Origin of the sequence: Bifidobacterium sp. ESL0790 (assembly GCF_029395435.1) — a bacterium.
Lineage (GTDB): Bacteria > Actinomycetota > Actinomycetes > Actinomycetales > Bifidobacteriaceae > Bifidobacterium.
In genome coordinates this window covers 1,121,017-1,138,329 of record NZ_CP113915.1, presented here as the reverse complement: position 1 = coordinate 1,138,329, position 17,313 = coordinate 1,121,017, and the positions used below count along the sequence as shown (strand labels likewise).

Sequence of the window (17,313 nt, the reverse complement as noted above, 5' to 3'; positions counted from 1 at the left end):
ACAGCTTTAAAGCAGTGTTAATGAAAAACAGACTGCTATGTCACTCGCCGACAACGGCGGCGAACACACTGTTGTATAGCGTGCTGGCACGCTTTTCGAGCGCCTTGACCTTCTTCGGGTCATTTCCCTGCGCTTCCCTGATGAGTTCGACGCCGGTGCGAATCTTTTCGACTTCAACACGCCACGCGGCGATGGGCGCGTCTTCGGATAGGATTGCTGATTTCGTCCGAATCAACTCCTCGACGGCGTCACACAAGTTCTCGACCTTCGCGAGCGGGTTGTGCTTGTCCGGAAGATGAATTTTCTTGGTCAGCTCAATGAATTTGTCGGAGAACTGCTGCTCCTTAAGCCAATCCACAGCTTCTTTCACTTGCTCGGGAGTGACGATCTGCTCAACTACCCTGACGATATCTGCAGCGGCGTTGAGCTTGCCAAGTACCTTGCCTTTTGGCTTCGTCGTAGATTTTGCGACTGGTTTCTTCGCAGTGGTCATGGCAACTCCATCGTTTGTTTATCCCAATACTTAATTATTGCATTACTAAAACGGCTAACGCAAATGAAACGACGTCAACACCCTCAACTCTTCTTTGGGGTGTAGATGACGTTGTCGATGAGGGATTTGTAGTGGTCGGTGATGACCTGGCGCTTGGCCTTAAGGCTCGGGGTGATCATGCCGTTCTCCTCGGTGAATTCGTCGGGGACAATCTCGAACTTGCGGATGGACTCGGCGCGCGAGACCAGCTCGTTGGCCTTGTTGACCGCACGCTCGACTTCGGCGTGGACGATGGGGTTCGCCACGGCCTCCTTCAAATCCTTGACCGGTTCGGCACCTTCGGATTTGAGCCATTCGTTGGTCTCCTGCAGGTCCAGAGAGATGATCGCCGCGATGAAGGGCTTGCGGTCGCCGACCATGACGCATTGGCTCACCACCGGCGAGGTCATGACCGCGGTCTCCACCTCGGCGGGCGAGACGTTCTTGCCGCCGGCGGTGATGATGATGTCCTTCTTGCGGCCGGTCAGCGTGACGAAACCGTCGGCGTCGATGGAGCCGAGGTCGCCGGTGTGGAGCCATCCGTCGACGATCTGCTCCTTGGTGATCTCGGGATGGTTGTGGTAGCCGACGCACACCGCCCGGCTCTTGATGCACAGCTCGCCGTCGTCGCTCACACCAACGGTGACTCCCTGCAGTGGCAGGCCGACGGTGCCGATCTTGTAGCCTTTGGTGGGGTTGACCATGGCGGGTGCGCAGGTCTCGGTCATGCCGTAGCCCTCGAGCAGGGGCAGGCCGACGCCGTTGAAGAAGTGCGCGATGGACGCGTTGAGCGGGGCGCCGCCGGAGACCGCGTACTCGACCTTGCCGCCGAAGATCTGCATGATGGTGGAATAGACGAGCTTGTTGTACAGCGCGTGACGCATGGTGAGCGCCCTCGGAATCGGCTCGCCCGACTGCTGCGCCCTCGACCAGGCGATGGCGGTCGTCGTGGCGTCGGAGAAGACGCGCCCGGCGAATCCGGAGCCGGCCTTCTGCGAGGCGGCGTTGTAGATCTTCTCGAAGATGCGGGGCACGGCGAGGATGAAGGTCGGCTTGAACGTGCGGAAATCGGCGAGGATGGTCTTGAGGTTGCTGGAGAGGCCCAGCGTGACCGTGCCGGCGAAGCAGACGAGCTGCATGAAGCGGGCGAAGACGTGCGCCAGCGGGAGAAACAGCAGGAGCCTGCGGCCGGGCTTGTTGAGGATGTCGCCCATGGAGCGCACGCCCGAGATGGTGATGAACATGAAGTTCTGATGGCTCAGCTCGATGCCCTTCGGCGTGCCGGTGGAGCCCGACGTGTAGACGATGGTCGCCAGGTCCTTGCCTTGTACAGCCTTCTCACGCTCCCAGAACTCTTGGTCGTTGACGCCTTGGCCAAATTTCTCGATGGTCTCGATGGCGCCCATGGCAATCACGTAGACGTCCTTGAGATCGGCGCAACGCTCGCGCACGGACTCAATCTTGTCGCGCTGGTCGTCATCCTCGGCAAACGCCATCCTGACGTTGGAATCGTTGAAGATCATCTCGACCTGGGCCGGAGAGTTGGTCTCGTAGACCGGCACGGTGAGCGCGCCGATCGACATGATGGCCACGTCAAGCGCGGTCCACTGCCACGAGGTGTGCGCGATGATGGCCACCGAATCGCCGGGCATGACGCCACGGGCGATGAGCCCCTTCGCCAGGCCGATGACCTTGTCGCGGAACTGCGTGGCCGTGAACGACTGCCAGGTGCCGTCGTCGCCGACGTACTCGACCAGGGAGTCCTCGGGCGAGCGTTGCGCGCGATCGTCCAGCAAAGAGAAGATGTTCCGGTCGCTGTCGATCGGCTCTTCCAACGTCCTTGTGTATTCCTGCTTCATACGGCTCCCTCATCGACGCGATACATTGACGCGATACGGGTTAAATTTTAGTCCAAGCGTAAGAAATCTCACAAAGGCGTCGTGTCCGACCAGTAAGCCCGTAATGGCGGGCAACGGAACGTCAAGCGCCGTAGCGCTTGAGATAGTCCTCGGCGCTGTGCTTGATGGCGTCGCTGAGCAGGGGTTGGCCGTCGAGGGTGACCATGCGGGAGGCGGCGGCGAAGATCTCACGGACGTTGGCGATGGCGATGACCGGGAAGCCGAATTCCTGCTCGACGGACTTGACGGCGGAGATGTCGGAATCCTTGGTTTTCTCCATGCGATCGACGGACAACACGAGACCCACGATATCGACGTCGGCGGCGGCCTTGAGCTTGGGGACCACCTCGCGCACGGCGGTGCCGGCGGTCATGACGTCGTCGACGAGCAGCACCTTCATGCCGTCCTCGAGCGGGGTGCCGACCAGGATGCCGCCGTCGCCGTGGTCCTTCTTCTCCTTGCGGTCGAAGGTGTAGCCAACCTCCATGCCGTGCATGCTGGTGAGCGCGATGGCGGTGGAGACGGCCAGCGGGATGCCCTTGTAGGCCGGGCCGAAAATGGTGGCGATGTCTTGCGGCAGCGTGCCGTCGGCGATGGCGGCGGTGATTTTCTCGGCGTAGAAGGCACCCAGGGTGGCGATCTTGCGGCCGTCGTTGAACGCGCCGGCGTTGATGAAGTAGGGCGAGCGCCGGCCTGATTTGAGGGTGAAGTCGCCGAATCGCAGCGCCCCGGATTGCAGCATGAATTCGGTGAAGCGCTGGTCCAGCGGCGTCATCTTGTTGGCCTCGTTGTGGTTGTGTGTCTGATTCATGATTATTCCTTTCATTGCTTTACCTGTGTGCCCAACGCCGTTTCTACAGTTGCGCCATAAATAAGCCTCTGAGCGCCGGTCAACGGCTCAAAAATGGCGGGAAAATTTGATTCCGCCATAAACGAGCCACTCAGCGCCGGTCAACGGCTCAAAAATGGCGGGAAAATACTGCTGCGACATAAACGAGCCGCTAAGCGGCGATCAGTGGCTCATTTATGACATGATTGTTTGACTTTTTGCGGTGTAGCTAACGGACACAGTCACCATGTCTGCCCCTTGGCCAGTTTCGCGGCAAGTTCAGGGCGCGAATCGAGCAGGTTATCCAATTCTCGCGCTACACGCATTGGGGCGGTCGGGTCTATGAGCGCGGCGGCGCCCACCTCCACGGCGTTGGCTCCGGCGTAGAGGTATTCCAGCGCCTTCTCCCCCGAGTCGATGCCGCCGATGCCGATGATGGGGATGTCGGGAATGGACTGGCGGACGCGCCAGACGAAGCTCAGCGCAATCGGGAAGATGGCGGGCCCGGAGACGCCGCCGGTGCGGTTGGCGATGATGGGCTTGCCGGTGTTGATGTCGATGCGCATGCCGACCAGCGTGTTGATGAGGCTGAGCGCGTCGGCCCCCGCGTCGACCGCGGCGTGGGCGATCTCGACGATGTCGGTGACGTTCGGCGAGAGCTTGACGATCATCGGCTTGTCGGTCAGCGTGCGCAAGTGCTTGATGAGCCTGCTCAGCGCGACCGGATCCGTGCCCACGCTCATGCCGCCGTGGCTGACGTTCGGGCAGCTGACGTTGATTTCGAGCATGTCGGCGGGCGAATCGGCGAGCTTCTCGACCACCTGCGCATAGTCCTCGTCGCTGTGCCCGGCCACGTTGGTGACCACGGTCGCGCCCAACGCCTTCAGGCGGGGCAGCTCGTCCACCAGATAATGGTCGACTCCAGGATTCTGCAGGCCGACCGCGTTGACCATGCCAGCTGGCGATTCGGCCGTGCGCGGCGCGGGATTGCCCTCCCATGGCACCGGCGAGACGCCCTTGGTGCTGATGGCACCGAGCTGGGCCACGTCGTAATAGTCGCCGCACGCGTCGAGCTGGAACGTGCCCGAGGCGGTGCCGACCGGGTTCTTCCATTCCACGCCCGCCACGATAGTTTTGTGTCGCCACTCATGTGGTGCCAGCACATCCATCGGCTCGCCTTGATTCTGTTGATTCGCCACGATATCCCCCATATCCGTCTTTTCCGTCTTTTGTTTTCCGTCCATCGTTCAGGCCGCCCAACCGAGCTGCTCGGTGGTGAAAACCGGCCCGTCCTTGCAGACTTTCAGCCGTCCGCTCGGCGTATCGACGACGCAGGCGACGCAGGCCCCGTAACCGCAGCCCATGCGCGCCTCTAGGCTCAATTGCGCCGGAATGCCACGCTTGCTCGCCCATGCCGCCACGGCCCTCATCATCGGCGTCGGGCCACAGGAGAGGATGACAGGCGGTTGTGCAGCGACCTTGAGCTCGTCTTCGATGTCATTGAGCAAGTCGACCACGTTGCCTTCGGCGTTGGTGATGCTGTGCGCCGCGTTGACATAGCCGCGCACCAGCTCGTCGGCGAAGCGCTCGTCGCGATAGCCAAACACCGAAGTGACGCGCGCGTCGTCGCGTCGGCAGAGCGTCTGCGCCGCATACAGCAGGGGTGGCACACCCAGTCCCCCGCCGACCAGCACGTAATTGGCGGGCTTGCCAAGGTCGAACGGCTTGCCCAGCGGCCCCAGCGCATCGATGGCGTCGCCGGCCTCGAGCGTGGAGAACTCCTCGGTGCCGTGCCCCACAATTTGGTAGATGAGCGTCACGTCGTCGCCGTCGACACCGGCCACGCCGAACGGCCTGGGCAGCATCATCCGCGCATCGTGGGGATAGAGGTTGACGAACTGCGCCGGCGACGCGTGGCGGGCGACGTACGGATCACGAATCACCAACCTGAAAATGCCATGCGAAAGCATCGAGGCGCCGACCACCTCGACCGTGCGCCGACCAGGTTTGCGTCCGGCCTCGTGGGCCTCGCGCTCGACGGTTTGCGCCGGCAAGGTCGGTGTGAATGATGTGGCTGTCATCGTGCTCCTTCATTATCTTGGTCTGCTGAAGTTGTGGAATTTCGTTGCGTCGGTTTAGTGGTTTTAGCTCACTGGTTTGCGGTGCTGGAAAGTTTTGTCAGTGTCGCTCTTTTTGTTATTTTGTTCTGTCTCATGAGCGCAACGCCTCACGCAGGTCGTCGCGCATGGCGATCGCCGCGGCCCGGGCGCTGCGCCCGACCAAGTCCAGGGCCTCTTCCGAGGTCATGTCATTGCGGTACTCCCCCGACTTCTTCCACGCGCCAATGATGCCGCGCGACGAGTTGACGATGGCACCGCGCCCGTTCTTGTCGAACATGCCCGCGACGTCCTTGGCGGTGCCACCCTGCGCGCCGTAGCCCGGCACCAGGAAGAACGTGTGCGGCATGCATTCGCGCAGCTCACGACCCTGTTCGGGATGCGTCGCCCCGACCACCGCACCAAGCTGCGAATAGCCATACTTGCCGATGGAGTCGGCGCCCCAACCTTCCACCAGGTCGGCCACATGCTCATAGAGCTTGTCGCCGTCGGCGAGCTCGAGTTCCTGAATCTCCTTACTGGAGGGGTTCGAGGTGCGCACCAGCGCGAACACGTCCTTGTCGGTTTGCTTGGCGGCGTCGGTGAACGGGATGATGCCGTCGGTGCCGAAATAGGGATTGACGGTGATGCCGTCCTCATGCCATGGTTGGCCATTGCAGTCATGTTCGCGTGAGTTGATGCGGGTCAGATGCTTGGCGTAGGCCGTGGCCGTAGAACCGATATCACCCCGCTTGATATCCCCGAGCACATACAGTCCTTGTTTCTGCGCATATTCGCAGGTAAAGCGGTAGATATCAAAACCGATGGAACCGTAAGCCTCATACATGGCGACCTGTGGCTTGACGGCCGGCACGACGTCTTTCACGGCGTCGATGATCGCACGATTGAATTCGTAAAAACCTTCAACGATTTGGGCACCCGGCTCGGCCCGCTCCAAAGCGTCGTCAGCGACCTTTTGCTTGGCTTCAGCACTATCCGCATTGTTCAGAGAAGCCAGAAGCCGTTGAGCATCGGGATCGTCTACGCCTTTCAAAGAATCAATCAGCGCGTTAAGACCCTTTTCATCAAATTCATTTTCTGAGGTGAAGACCTGCGGCGGCACCAGCGCCCGGGTCGGATCCAGCCCTACGATGCTGGGATTGTGCTTGGCTTCGATGGCCTCGATCAGTCGGTCCATTGGCTTGTCTCGTTCCTTTAGGTGTTATGCCCTCAACTGTACAGCTGAAAGGACTGTTGTGGTCGTATGTATATCAGTGTGATGTCATGGAATTGTTGATATCAAGACGTTTTGCGGGTCGTGTTTGGCAAGTGGCTGAACACCAGTTTCGATCCGATGATGGTCGCCATCGGCCTGCCGGTGAGCTTCCAGCCGTCGAACGGGGTGTTGCGTCCCTTGGAATGGAATCGTGACGAATCCACCGTCCATTCCTGGCTGGTATCGATTAGCGTAAGATCGACGGACTCAGGATGCTCCACCTTGCCCAGATCAAGCACCCGTTTCGTCGCGCATTTCGATGACGTGTTGAGCAGCATGGCCACATCGGTCGGCGTATGGCCCATGAGCCGTTCCGGAGCGAGTGACATGAGCTCGATGAGCCGTTGCTCGCTGATGGCACCACTTTCGACCAGCACCTTCCGGCAGACGCCGTAGGCGCATTCGAGGCCGATGATGCCGTTGGGCGCCTCGGCCAGGCCGGCCTGTTTCTCGGCCAGGGTGTGCGGGGCGTGGTCGGTGGCGATCATGTCGACCGTTCCGTCGGCCACGGCCGCGATGGTCGCCTTGCGGTCGGCCTCCGAGCGCAGCGGTGGGTTCATCTTCGCCATGCTCCCGTAGCACAAGAGGTCCTTGTCGCACAACGCCAGGTAATGCGGCGCGGTCTCGCAGGTGATGGGCAGCCCCTCGGCCTTGGCGGCCCGTATCGCGTCGAACGCGGAGGCGGTGGAGACGTGCTGGAAGTGGATGTGGACGCCGGTGCGTCGGGCCGCCTCGATGTCCCGGGTGACGATGGAGAGTTCCGTGCTCGACGGGATGCCGGGAAGGCCGAGCTTTCGGCTCACTGCACCCTCGTTGACCGCACCGGTATCGTGATGCTCACAATGCTCGAGAATTGGCAGACCTGTCGATTTCGCGTTGGTGAGCACCGCGTCGAGTGTCTTATCGGTGATGGCGGAACCGTCGTCGCTGATGGCGCGTAGCGGGTGTTCAGACACGGCATTCGGCACGGTTCTCGTAGATTTCCGAGCCATTCCGCCGACAGCACTTTCTGCAGGCCTGAGATCCATGAACCGCTCGAAATCCTTTGGATTGGTCGGCAGCCTGCCCGCGCGCCCCAGTGAGGCGCATACGCTCAGGTCGTAGCGCACCGGAAGCTCGATGCCATGCGACTGCTCGTAACGCTGCAAGTAGTCGAGCGTGTTGTAGGTGCCGACGTTCTGAAGCCCATCGTCAGGTGAATCGGTATTTCTGCGCTTCACATCGCTTCCAGCCCCTGTGGCAGCGGCCTCCTGCACTTCGACGTCGCGCCCGTCGGCCGCAGGCAGCGTGTTCGGCATGATGAGCACGCGCGTATAGCCGCCCGCGGCCGCCGCGGAGGCACCGCTGACCATCGTCTCCTTGTCCAGCTGCCCGGGGTCACGGAAGTGGACGTGCGGATCGGTGAGCCCCGGCGCGACCAGCAGCGACGAACCGTCGATATCGCCTTCGACGCACGCTCCCGACTCGACCAACGAACGTCGCTCGTCAACCGAGGGGACGACAAGGTCGATGCGTTCGCCGGTGTCCCACACCTTGGTGTCATGGATGGTCAGCATGTCACTCTCCCGTCATCCGCGCGCTTTCGAAGTCGCTGCATATTCGTTTTGCATATGCAATCCTCGGTCGAAAGCGTGCTGATTCTCATAATTCCCAACATATTCAGGCCAAACGCGGCCCAGTCCAAATCCAAGCCATATCCAGCCCAAACCCGGACCGGAACCCGGCCAGCGTCCACAGAAAGTCCCGACAATCAGAACTCGCGGCAACGGACGCCGGCCAAGTCCCATGATTTCCTACCGCTCGGCCGCCTCGTCGCAATAATCGCAACGGTATTCGCGCCGCTCGGCGCTGGCCAGGTGGAAGCGCTGGTCGAGCCCGCGCTCCGTGGTGGTGACGCACCGAGGGTTCTTGCAGGTGATGACCCCGACCAGGTGCTTGGGCAGTCCGGGCTTGTGCTTCTCGACGATCTCGCCGCCGCGCACGATGTTGATGGTCGCGTGGGGCGCCACGAAGCCGAGCGCGTCCAGGTTCAGGTCCTCGACATCCTCGATCTTGATGATGTCCTTAGCTCCGAGCGCGTGGCTGGTGGCGTTCATGATCAGGGCCAGTTTGGCCTTGGTGGGGTCGACCTTGATATAGCGCAGCACGGTGAGCGCCGTGCCCGCGTCGACGTGGTCGATGATGATGCCGTTGGTGATGCTGGTGACTTCCATCAGGCTTGGACCTCCTTGTTCTCGTCGTAACCGGGCAGCTCGTCGCTAAGCAGCGAGCTCTCCAGGGCCATGCGCATGAGCATGCCGCGCTTGACCTGCTCGAAGTAGGCGGCGCGAGGATCGTCGTCGACCTCCTTGGCGATCTCGTTGACGCGCGGCAGCGGGTGCAGCACCGCCATGGTCGGCTTGGCCAGCGCCATCTTGGGCGCGTCGAGGATGTAGGTGTCGCGCAGGCGCAGGTAGTCGTCCTCGTTGAAGAAGCGCTCCTTCTGCACGCGGGTCATGTAGAGCACGTCCAGGTCGCCGATGACGGCCGAGAGGTCGCTCGCCTCGACGTAGGAGCAGGTGGGGCTCTGGTTGATGCGGTCGAGCACGTACTGCGGGGTCTTGAGCTCGGCCGGGCTGATGAGCACGAAGCGCACGTTGCCGAAGCGGCAGAGCGTCTCGATGAGCGAGTGGACCGTGCGCCCGAAGGTCAGGTCGCCGCACAGGCCCACCGTGAGGTCGGAGACGCGGCCGAAGCGCGCCTCGATGGTGGAGAGGTCGGCCAGGGTCTGCGTGGGGTGCATGTGCCCGCCGTCGCCGCCGTTGATGACCGGCACCTCGCTGGCCTCGGCCGCCACCAAGGCCGCGCCCTCCTTGGGGTGGCGCATGGCGATGATGTCGGCGTACTGGGAGACGACCTTCACCGTGTCGTGGATGGTCTCGCCCTTGGTCGCCGAGGAGAGCTGCGAGCCGGCGAAGCCGATCACCTTGCCGCCCAAGCGCAGCATCGCGGTCTCGAAGCTCAGGCGCGTGCGCGTGCTGGGCTCATAAAACAAAGTGGCCAACACTCTGCCGGAACAGGTGTCAGCCACTTCTTTTCTGTGGGAATCGATGTATCGCGCCTTGTCGAGCAACGACTGGATTCCCGTGGTCGGTATGTCATCCAACGTGACGACGCTGGAACCGGCCAATGAGGATTTCGGTCCGTTTTTCGCCGGGCCGGAATCGGGGAATTGAGATTTTCGGATTCCGTCTTGGGAATCCGCCATGGGATTTTTCACTATCGACAACAGCTCACCTTTCTCGTTGAAGGTGGCCACTCCGTGTGACCATTGACAAGATACCCGCACATGCTGACAGCGGTGAGTCGCCTTGAACAAACAGGGCAAAGCCGGTTTTGCTGTCGTTTTTATATGGCGTGAAGAGGTGAGTTGGGGGTGGTTTTCATTTTTATTCCGTCGCTCCGTATCGCCGACATCACCGCGACTCTTGCTGGCTCTGCTGGCCTTACTGGCCGTAGAAGAGACGCTCCATCACCTCGCGGCAACGGCGCATGGCGGCGGTCATGTCGTTGACGAAATACTGCCCACGATTGGCGCCGTAGCCCAGGAACGTGGCCACGCCGCCCAGTGAGAACAGGTCGTCGGGCAGCACGTCGGCGCGGGCCATGCGCGCGCCCCACAGGTAGTTGCCATTGCGCGCGTCCGTGAGCATTTGCCACGCCTCGCGCAAGGATTTGGCGTCGGTGTGATTGATATATCCAAGACGTTCCAACTCGCTGAGCGCGCCCAACGTGGACGTGGTTCGCAGCTGCCGATGCTCGCCGGCGTGCTCGAGCTGGAGCAGCTGCACGGTCCATTCGACGTCGGAAAGCCCGCCTGCGCCGAGCTTGAGATGGCGGTCCCGACGCACGCCACGTGGCAGGCGCTCGGCCTCCATGCGGGCCTTGAGGGTTCGTATCTCGCCGATCTCGGCCTCCGTGAGCGGCCGGTCCATATAGCGCAGCGGGTCGGCCACCTGGGTGAGGAAATCCTCGGCAAGACGCTGGTCGCCGGCGGCGTAGCGCGCACGGAGCAGGGCCTGGCGCTCCCACGTGCTGAACCACGAGGTGTAATACTCCCTGTACGAGTCGAAGGAGCGCACCAGCGGGCCGTTCTTGCCCTCCGGGCGCAACCCGAGGTCCAAGTCGATGACGGCCTCCACGCTCACCGGTCCCTGCAGGATCTGACGCAGGTCGGTGACGACCTTGCCCGCGAACACGGAGGCGGATATGGGTGCCGTACCGGTAGGTTCGACGGTGCTGTTTGGCGATTCGGCTTGCCTTGATTCACCATCCTTGACTTGCGTCGGACGGTAGATGATCATGGCGTCGGCGTCGGAGCAGAAATTGACCTCGCGGCCGCCGTAGCGTCCCATGGCGATGACGCATAACGTGGCCGGCGCCTGCTCCAACTTATTCTCGCGCAGCTGGTTGCGTACCGCCCAGCTCAGCGCGGCGTCAATCACCGCGTCGTACACGTCGGTCATGCCGGTGAGGCTGGTGGCGCCATCCATTACCCCGGTGGTCCACGCCAGGCCGATGCGTTCGATCTCGTGGCGGCGCAGCTCGCGCACGGAGGTGGCGAAATCCTTGACATTGGTGGCGTAACGCTTGGCGATGGAGGCCAGCTGGGTGTCGAGGCTCTGCCGGTCACGCGCCTGGAGTTTCGCGTCGTCGCCCAGCCACCGCACCGATTCGATGGACTTGTTGAGCGCGTCGCCCAGCAGCCGTGAGTTCGAGAGCACGTGGCACAGGCGCGTCAACGCCTGGGGAGAGTCCCGCAAGAAACCCAGATAAGAGCTGCTGCCGCCAAAATGTTCCTCGAGCTTGCGCCATTGCAGCAGGCCCATGTCAGGGTTCTGGCCCTCGGCGAGCCATTGGAGGATGGACGGCAGCAGTATCCGGTTGATCTTGGCGGCGCGCGAGATGCCTTGGGTCAGCGCGTCGACGTGTCGCATAGCCGCGTCTGGATCGGCGAAACCGATGGCTGCGAAACGTTCCTTGCTGGCCTCATGGCTCAGGGTGACCTGGTCGTCGTCGAGCTGGGCGTTGATTGGCAGCATCGGACGGTAGTAGATGTCGACGTGCAGGCGGCGCACCTCGCGGCGGGTCTCGTCGTAGCGTTTCACCAGCTCGTCCGGAAGCAGCCCGAAGGCGCGGGCGAGCCTGGTCAGCTCGGCGTTGCCGTTGAGCTCGCGCATGTCGTATTTGCGCTTGGTCTCCAGCCCCTCGCCGTCCGAGGTGCCGATATCGGGGAAGAGATGGGTGCGTTTGAGCTGCCACATCTGCTGGCGGTGCTCGAGCACGCGTTCGAAACGATAGTCCTGCCCAAGCTTCGTCGCCTGCGGGCGCGCGATATATCCGCCTTCTGCCAGCGCCTCCAAGGCCCCAAGCGTGGACCGCACGCGCAGCGACTCGTCGGAACGTCCGTGCACGAGCTGGAGCATCTGCGCGGTGAACTCCACGTCGCGCAGGCCGCCCTTGCCCAGTTTGATCTCGCGGTCACGGAGCTCAGGCTCGATGGTGTCTTCGACGCGTTTGCGCATGCGCTGGCATTCGCGCACGAAATCGTCGCGTTTTGACGCCGACCAGACCAGCGGCCGCGTCATATCCTCATACGCCTTGCCAAGCTCGCGATCCCCGGCGACGGCACGTGCCTTGAGCAGCGCCTGGAACTCCCAGTTGCGCGCCCACTTGTCGTAATAGGCCTGGTGCGAGGCGAGGGTGCGCACCAGTGGGCCGTCCCTGCCTTCCGGCCGCAGGGCGGTGTCGATCTGCCAAAGCGGGGGCATGGTGACGCCCGGCACCACGGACTGGCAGACCTTCTGCATCGTCATCGCGATTCGCGTCCCGATGCGCGTCAATGTGGCCGTGTCGGTTTTGGACCCATCCTCAGGCTCAACCACGTAGATCAGGTCGACGTCCGAGACGTAATTGAGCTCCTGCGCGCCGAGTTTGCCCATGCCGATGATGGCGAAACGGCAACGCTCCGAATCCACGACATTGGCCTTGGCGATCTCCAGTGCCGCGTTGAGCGAGGCGTCCGCGAGGTCCGAGAGTTTGGCGCTGATCGTCGGCTGGATGTCGATGGGGTTGTCGGATTCCACGTCGTGGGCCATGATCGCGGCCAGCTGGCGATAATAGGACTTGCGCAGCGCGTTGGCCGCGGCGGACAGGTCACCCGGAGTGACGGCCGACGAGGTGTTGGCTGCTTCCTGAGCGGTACTGGTTGGTGTTGAAACTCCACTCCCCTGGTTTTTGGCGGCGTCCGTCGTGTTGTTCGCCCCGATCGCCGAGAGCATGTGGTCGATTCGTTCCTGGCGGCTGAACTTGAAACTGCTGCACTTGTCGAAGGCCGCCGCTTCGGTCAGGTCCGGATGCCCGACCATGAGCTTGCCCATGGAATCCGAGGCCCCCAGCACCCGAACCAGACGCGTCATCGCGCCGTCATCGGCCATGAAACGGACACGCTGGTTCTCGTTCATGTTTCCAAGAATCATCGTTAGATGCTCGAGCACGATGTCCGGCTCGCAGGCGTGCGAAAGGGCGTCAAGCATCCATGGAAGACGCGCGTCGTCCATGCCGTAATCCGCAAGCTTGGCGAATGCTCCCCGCGCCGCGTTGAGATCGTTCAGTCCCGCGCGGATGAGCTCTCGCGCCCGCAGCTTCGCACCCATCGAATCGTCCATAGTCCCAAGATACAACCAAGGTCGCGCAATGCCTCCGCTTTGCCCAAGCTCGGGAGACGAAAGCCGTCAACGGGATGATCTGGTCGCGGCGTAGGAAATATCGTGCTATCAATCCCGACAAACCCACCAGGCACGTTGATTTCGCCTTGTCGGTTTATCATCAAGGTATCGAATCAGCGCGGAACACGGTCGCGGCGCGGCCGGAACTGCAAAGGAGCGTCATGGACACCATCAGCATCGTCGTCACCGTCGTCTGCACCATCGCGGGCCTGGCCACGGGAATCCTGTTCGGCGCGGTGCCGTTGAAGGCGAGCCGCATGACCGAGACACAGAACAAGTGGCAGCAATATCTTGGCGTCGGTTTCGTCGTGGTCGTCTTTCTGCTGATGTACGTCAAGCAGGACGCCGCCTCGTGGGCCATCATCATCGCCGCCATCGTCGGCCTGGTCATCGCGAAGATCCCGCCGATCCACACCTCGCTGCTCGCCCATTTCCCCTCACTCCGCCCGAAAGAGGAGGAAGATGAAAAACGAAGCAAGAAGAGTAAAAAGAACAAGAAAAACAAGAAATAAAAGGTCTATGGAATAAGCCGAACATAGACTTTGGGCTGGTAGTCGTCAGATAACGATTACCAGCCCAAAGTCATAAATCAGGGTCGTGAACGATCCGCGACTCCCTATTGCGTGATGGTGAACAGGGATTCTACGTTCGCCCAAATGCGGCGGGCCAGCGCCGGTCGGTTCATCGTGTACAGATGCACGCCATCGACGCCGTGCGCCACCAAATCGGCGATCTGCTCGGAGGCGTAGACGATGCCCGCCTGCTGCAGGCTCGGCACGTCGTCACCCCACTTGTCGACCATGCGCTGCACAGCCGGCGGGACCTTGGAGCCGTTGCGTTTGGTCATGTTGTTGATTGATTTGACGCTGCGCACCGGCATGATTCCCGCCTCGATCGGAACTTCGACACCCTTTGCGCGCGCGAGGTCGAGGAACCGGTAGAAATCCTCGTTGTCGTAGAAGAGCTGCGTGATCAGGTGCGTGACGCCCGCGTCGACCTTCTTCTTGAGATTGTCGACATCCTCTTCAAGGCACGAGCACTCGAGATGGCATTCCGGGTAGCAGGCGCCCATGATCTGCATTTCGGGATCGCGTTTACTGATATAGGCGGCCAGATCGCTGGCGTGCTCGAAATCTCCGCAGGGCTCATTGCCTTCGACATAGTCACCACGCAACGCCAGCACGCCAAACACTCCGGCCTCGCGGAAGAGGTCCAAAGCCTCGTCCACGGTCGCCCGGCTGCTATACAAGGCGGTCAGGTGCGCCACGACGGGGATGTGGTAGTCGAAATTGATGGTGTGGGCGATTCCGGCGGTCTTGACGCGGTCGGCGTGGGTGCCGTGGCGGTAGGTCACCGAGATGAAATCGGGGTCGAGGCCCTGGAGCCCGTCGAGCGCGTCATAGATGGTGCCCACCGGGGCGTGCGGCTTGGGCGGGAAGACCTCAAGCGAGAAAATCGGCGAATGCATGGCTGTCTCCTGTGACAAATCGTGTGGCCGGCATCATGTTGGTTAAGTTTGATGCCGGCCACACGTTGGTAGTACTTGATATTTGCTTAGTTGCGCGAGGCCTGCGAGGCGTTCGCGAGTTCGGCGCGAACGGTCTTGGCCGCCTCAACCATATGCTCGAGGCTGGGCCAAGTCTCCTCGTTGCCGCGGGTCTTCAGGCCGCAATCGGGGTTGATCCAGACGCGGCTAGCGTCGGCCTTCTTCAAGATTGCGTGGATACGCTCCACCAATTCCTTGGTGGACGGGATGCGCGGCGAATGGATGTCGTAGACGCCCGGGCCCACCTCGGTCTCGAAGTGCGCGTCATGGATGGCGTCGAGCACCACCAGGTCGCCACGGGAGGCCTCGAACGAGATCACGTCGGCGTCCATGTTGTCGATGTCCTTGATGATGTCGTTGAACTCGGAGTAGCACATGTGCGTGTGAATCTGTGTGGTCGGCTTGACGGCGGAATGCACCAGGCGGAAGGCGGGGATGGCCCAGTCGAGGTACTTCTTGTGCCAGTCGGAGCGGCGCAGCGGCAGCTTCTCGCGCAGCGCGGCCTCGTCGATCTGGATAACCTTGATGCCGGCGGCCTCGAGGTCGAGCACCTCGTCGCGAATGGCCAGGGCCAGCTGCTGGGTCTGCAGCTCGTTGCTGATGTCCTCGCGCGGCCAGGACCAGTTGAGGATGGTGACCGGGCCCGTGAGCATGCCCTTGACGACATGCTGGGTGCGACTCTGCGCGTACTGGCTCCAACGCACGGTGATCGGCTCGGCGCGGGAGACGTCACCCCAGACGATCGGAGGCTTGACGCAGCGGGTGCCGTAGGACTGCACCCAGGCGTTCTTGGTGAAGAGGAAGCCGTTCAAATGCTGGCCGAAGTACTCGACCATGTCGTTGCGCTCGAACTCGCCATGGACCAGCACGTCGAGGCCGATCTGCTCCTGGTGGGCGATGACCTGGTCGATCTGGCCGGCGATGAAATCGTCGTAGGTCTTCTGGTCAATCTCGCCCTTGCGGAACTTGGCGCGGGTGGAGCGCACCTCGCGCGTCTGCGGGAACGAGCCGATGGTCGTGGTGGGCAGCTCGGGCAGGCCCAACGCCTCGTGCTGCAGTTTGCGGCGCTCCGCGCGGGCGGGCTGGCGCACGAAGTCCTTGTCGCTGAGCGCGGCGAGACGGTCGGCCACGGCCTGGTCGGGAGCCACGCGGCTGCCGTCGAAGAGCGCCTGGTTGTCGGCCAGTGCCTTGGCGGTTTTGCGCGCGTCATCGTCGAGGTCAGCCAGAGTGGCGATGTCCTTGGTCTCGCCCAGCTTCTCGACCGCGAAGGCGAAGTGCTTGCGGATATCGGGCTCGATGCCGGTCTCCCCCTCCGTGCTGAACGGCACGTGGAGCAGCGACGAGGCGGTGGAGACGGCGACCTTGGGCGCCACGGTCTTCAGCGCGTCCACGAGGCCGAGGCTTGCGGCGTAGTCGTTGCGCCAAATGTTGCGCCCGTTGACCACGCCGGCGAAGATGGTGGTGCAATCGGCCACGCCGTACTTCTTGACCGCCGCGAGGTTCTCGTCGCGCCCCTCGATCAGGTCGAGGCCGATGCCGTCGAAGTTCAGCGAGTTGACGGTCTCGTAGATGTCGGCGATGTTGCCGAAATAGGTGTTGATGAGCAGCTTGACCGAGCCGTCCACGCTGTTGCGCGCGGGCAGGAGCTTGGCATAGAGCGCCTTGAAGAGGTCGACGTCGCCGGGCTCCTTGTCGAGCACGAGATAGGGCTCGTCAAACTGCGCCCAGTCGGCGCCGTGGCCAGCGAAGAGGCGGAGCATGTCGGCGTAGACAGAGGCGACGGAGTTGATGAGGCCGGCGTCGAGCTCCAGCTCCTCGGCCTGCGGGTTGCGGGCCAGCTTGAGGAAGGTGTAGGGGCCGATGAGCACCGGCTTGGTGCGGATGCCGAGCTCCAACGCCTCGTCGAACTCGTCGATGGCCTTGAGCGACGAGAGCCTGATGTCGGTGGAGGCGTCGATCTCAGGGACGATGTAGTGGTAGTTGGTGGTGAACCACTTCTTCATCGGCAGCGCGGTGACGTCGCCCTCGGGGCCCTGGTAGCCGCGGGCCATGGCGAAAAGCATGTCCTCGGGGTTCTCGAAATCGAGGCGGCGGTAGCGCTGCGGCACGGCGCCAAGCATGATGGCCGTGTCGAGCATCTGGTCGTAATAGCTGAAATCATTGCTGGGGACGAGGTCGATGCCCGCCTGCGCCTGGAGCTTCCAATGCTCGGCGCGCAGGTTCTTGGCGGTGGCGCGCACGTCGTCGAGGCTCGCGTTGCCCCTCCAATAACCTTCGATGATTTTCTTCAGTTCCCGGTCGCGGCCGATGCGCGGGAAGCCTGAGACGGATGTGAGCATGGGCATAATTCCTCCAGTGGTTGACCATTT

General features: G+C 62.1%; 12 protein-coding genes and 1 pseudogene. 1 reads left to right on the top strand and 12 read right to left on the bottom strand.

Annotated elements, in window-relative coordinates; translation table 11 throughout:
• Positions 1–40: 40 nt before the first annotated feature.
• From OZY47_RS04165 to OZY47_RS04120, 10 genes and pseudogenes are all read right to left on the bottom strand, one after another.
• Positions 41–493 carry a hypothetical protein gene (locus OZY47_RS04165; RefSeq protein WP_277177112.1) on the bottom strand — a complete coding sequence of 151 codons (453 nt, stop codon included), beginning with the start codon at positions 491–493 and terminating at the stop codon, positions 41–43.
• A gap of 83 nt (positions 494–576) precedes the next feature.
• Positions 577–2,391 (bottom strand): AMP-dependent synthetase/ligase, encoded by a 1,815-nt coding sequence (locus OZY47_RS04160; RefSeq protein ID WP_277177110.1) that lies wholly within the window; start codon positions 2,389–2,391, stop codon positions 577–579.
• Between the two features lie 121 nt (positions 2,392–2,512).
• Positions 2,513–3,205, bottom strand: coding sequence for an orotate phosphoribosyltransferase (pyrE, locus tag OZY47_RS04155; RefSeq protein ID WP_277179145.1), 693 nt, complete (start codon positions 3,203–3,205; stop codon positions 2,513–2,515).
• Between the two features lie 296 nt (positions 3,206–3,501).
• A complete protein-coding gene (locus OZY47_RS04150) occupies positions 3,502–4,428 on the bottom strand; it encodes a dihydroorotate dehydrogenase (RefSeq protein ID WP_277179143.1) in 927 nt (308 codons plus the stop codon).
• A gap of 78 nt (positions 4,429–4,506) precedes the next feature.
• Entirely contained in the window at positions 4,507–5,340 is an 834-nt protein-coding gene (locus tag OZY47_RS04145; RefSeq protein ID WP_277177109.1) for a dihydroorotate dehydrogenase electron transfer subunit, read from the bottom strand.
• Positions 5,341–5,470: 130 nt separating this feature from the next.
• Positions 5,471–6,490 (bottom strand): annotated as a pseudogene (gene pyrF / locus OZY47_RS04140) (orotidine-5'-phosphate decarboxylase); the annotation flags it as partial.
• Between the two features lie 164 nt (positions 6,491–6,654).
• A complete protein-coding gene (locus OZY47_RS04135) occupies positions 6,655–8,187 on the bottom strand; it encodes a dihydroorotase (protein ID WP_277177107.1) in 1,533 nt (510 codons plus the stop codon).
• Positions 8,188–8,424: 237 nt separating this feature from the next.
• Positions 8,425–8,844: an aspartate carbamoyltransferase regulatory subunit gene (locus tag OZY47_RS04130; RefSeq protein WP_277177106.1), complete on the bottom strand. Its 420-nt coding sequence runs from the start codon at positions 8,842–8,844 to the stop codon at positions 8,425–8,427.
• Positions 8,844–9,800 carry an aspartate carbamoyltransferase gene (gene pyrB, locus OZY47_RS04125; RefSeq protein ID WP_277179141.1) on the bottom strand — a complete coding sequence of 319 codons (957 nt, stop codon included), beginning with the start codon at positions 9,798–9,800 and terminating at the stop codon, positions 8,844–8,846. The genes OZY47_RS04130 and pyrB overlap by 1 nt, the downstream gene beginning before the upstream one ends.
• A gap of 316 nt (positions 9,801–10,116) precedes the next feature.
• Positions 10,117–13,338 carry a bifunctional [glutamine synthetase] adenylyltransferase/[glutamine synthetase]-adenylyl-L-tyrosine phosphorylase gene (locus OZY47_RS04120; RefSeq protein WP_277179013.1) on the bottom strand — a complete coding sequence of 1,074 codons (3,222 nt, stop codon included), beginning with the start codon at positions 13,336–13,338 and terminating at the stop codon, positions 10,117–10,119.
• A 221-nt stretch (positions 13,339–13,559) separates the two neighbouring features.
• Here OZY47_RS04120 and OZY47_RS04115 point away from each other — a divergent pair, with 221 nt between their 5' ends.
• Positions 13,560–13,910 (top strand): hypothetical protein, encoded by a 351-nt coding sequence (locus OZY47_RS04115; RefSeq protein WP_277179011.1) that lies wholly within the window; start codon positions 13,560–13,562, stop codon positions 13,908–13,910.
• A 104-nt stretch (positions 13,911–14,014) separates the two neighbouring features.
• Here the strand turns inward: OZY47_RS04115 and OZY47_RS04110 are convergent, their stop codons facing one another.
• Both OZY47_RS04110 and metE read right to left on the bottom strand, forming a co-directional pair.
• Entirely contained in the window at positions 14,015–14,866 is an 852-nt protein-coding gene (locus OZY47_RS04110) for a methylenetetrahydrofolate reductase (protein ID WP_277179008.1), read from the bottom strand.
• 86 nt (positions 14,867–14,952) lie between these two features.
• Positions 14,953–17,289, bottom strand: a complete 2,337-nt coding sequence (metE, locus tag OZY47_RS04105) for a 5-methyltetrahydropteroyltriglutamate--homocysteine S-methyltransferase (protein ID WP_277179006.1) — start codon at positions 17,287–17,289, stop codon at positions 14,953–14,955.
• Between the last annotated feature and the right edge of the window lie 24 nt (positions 17,290–17,313).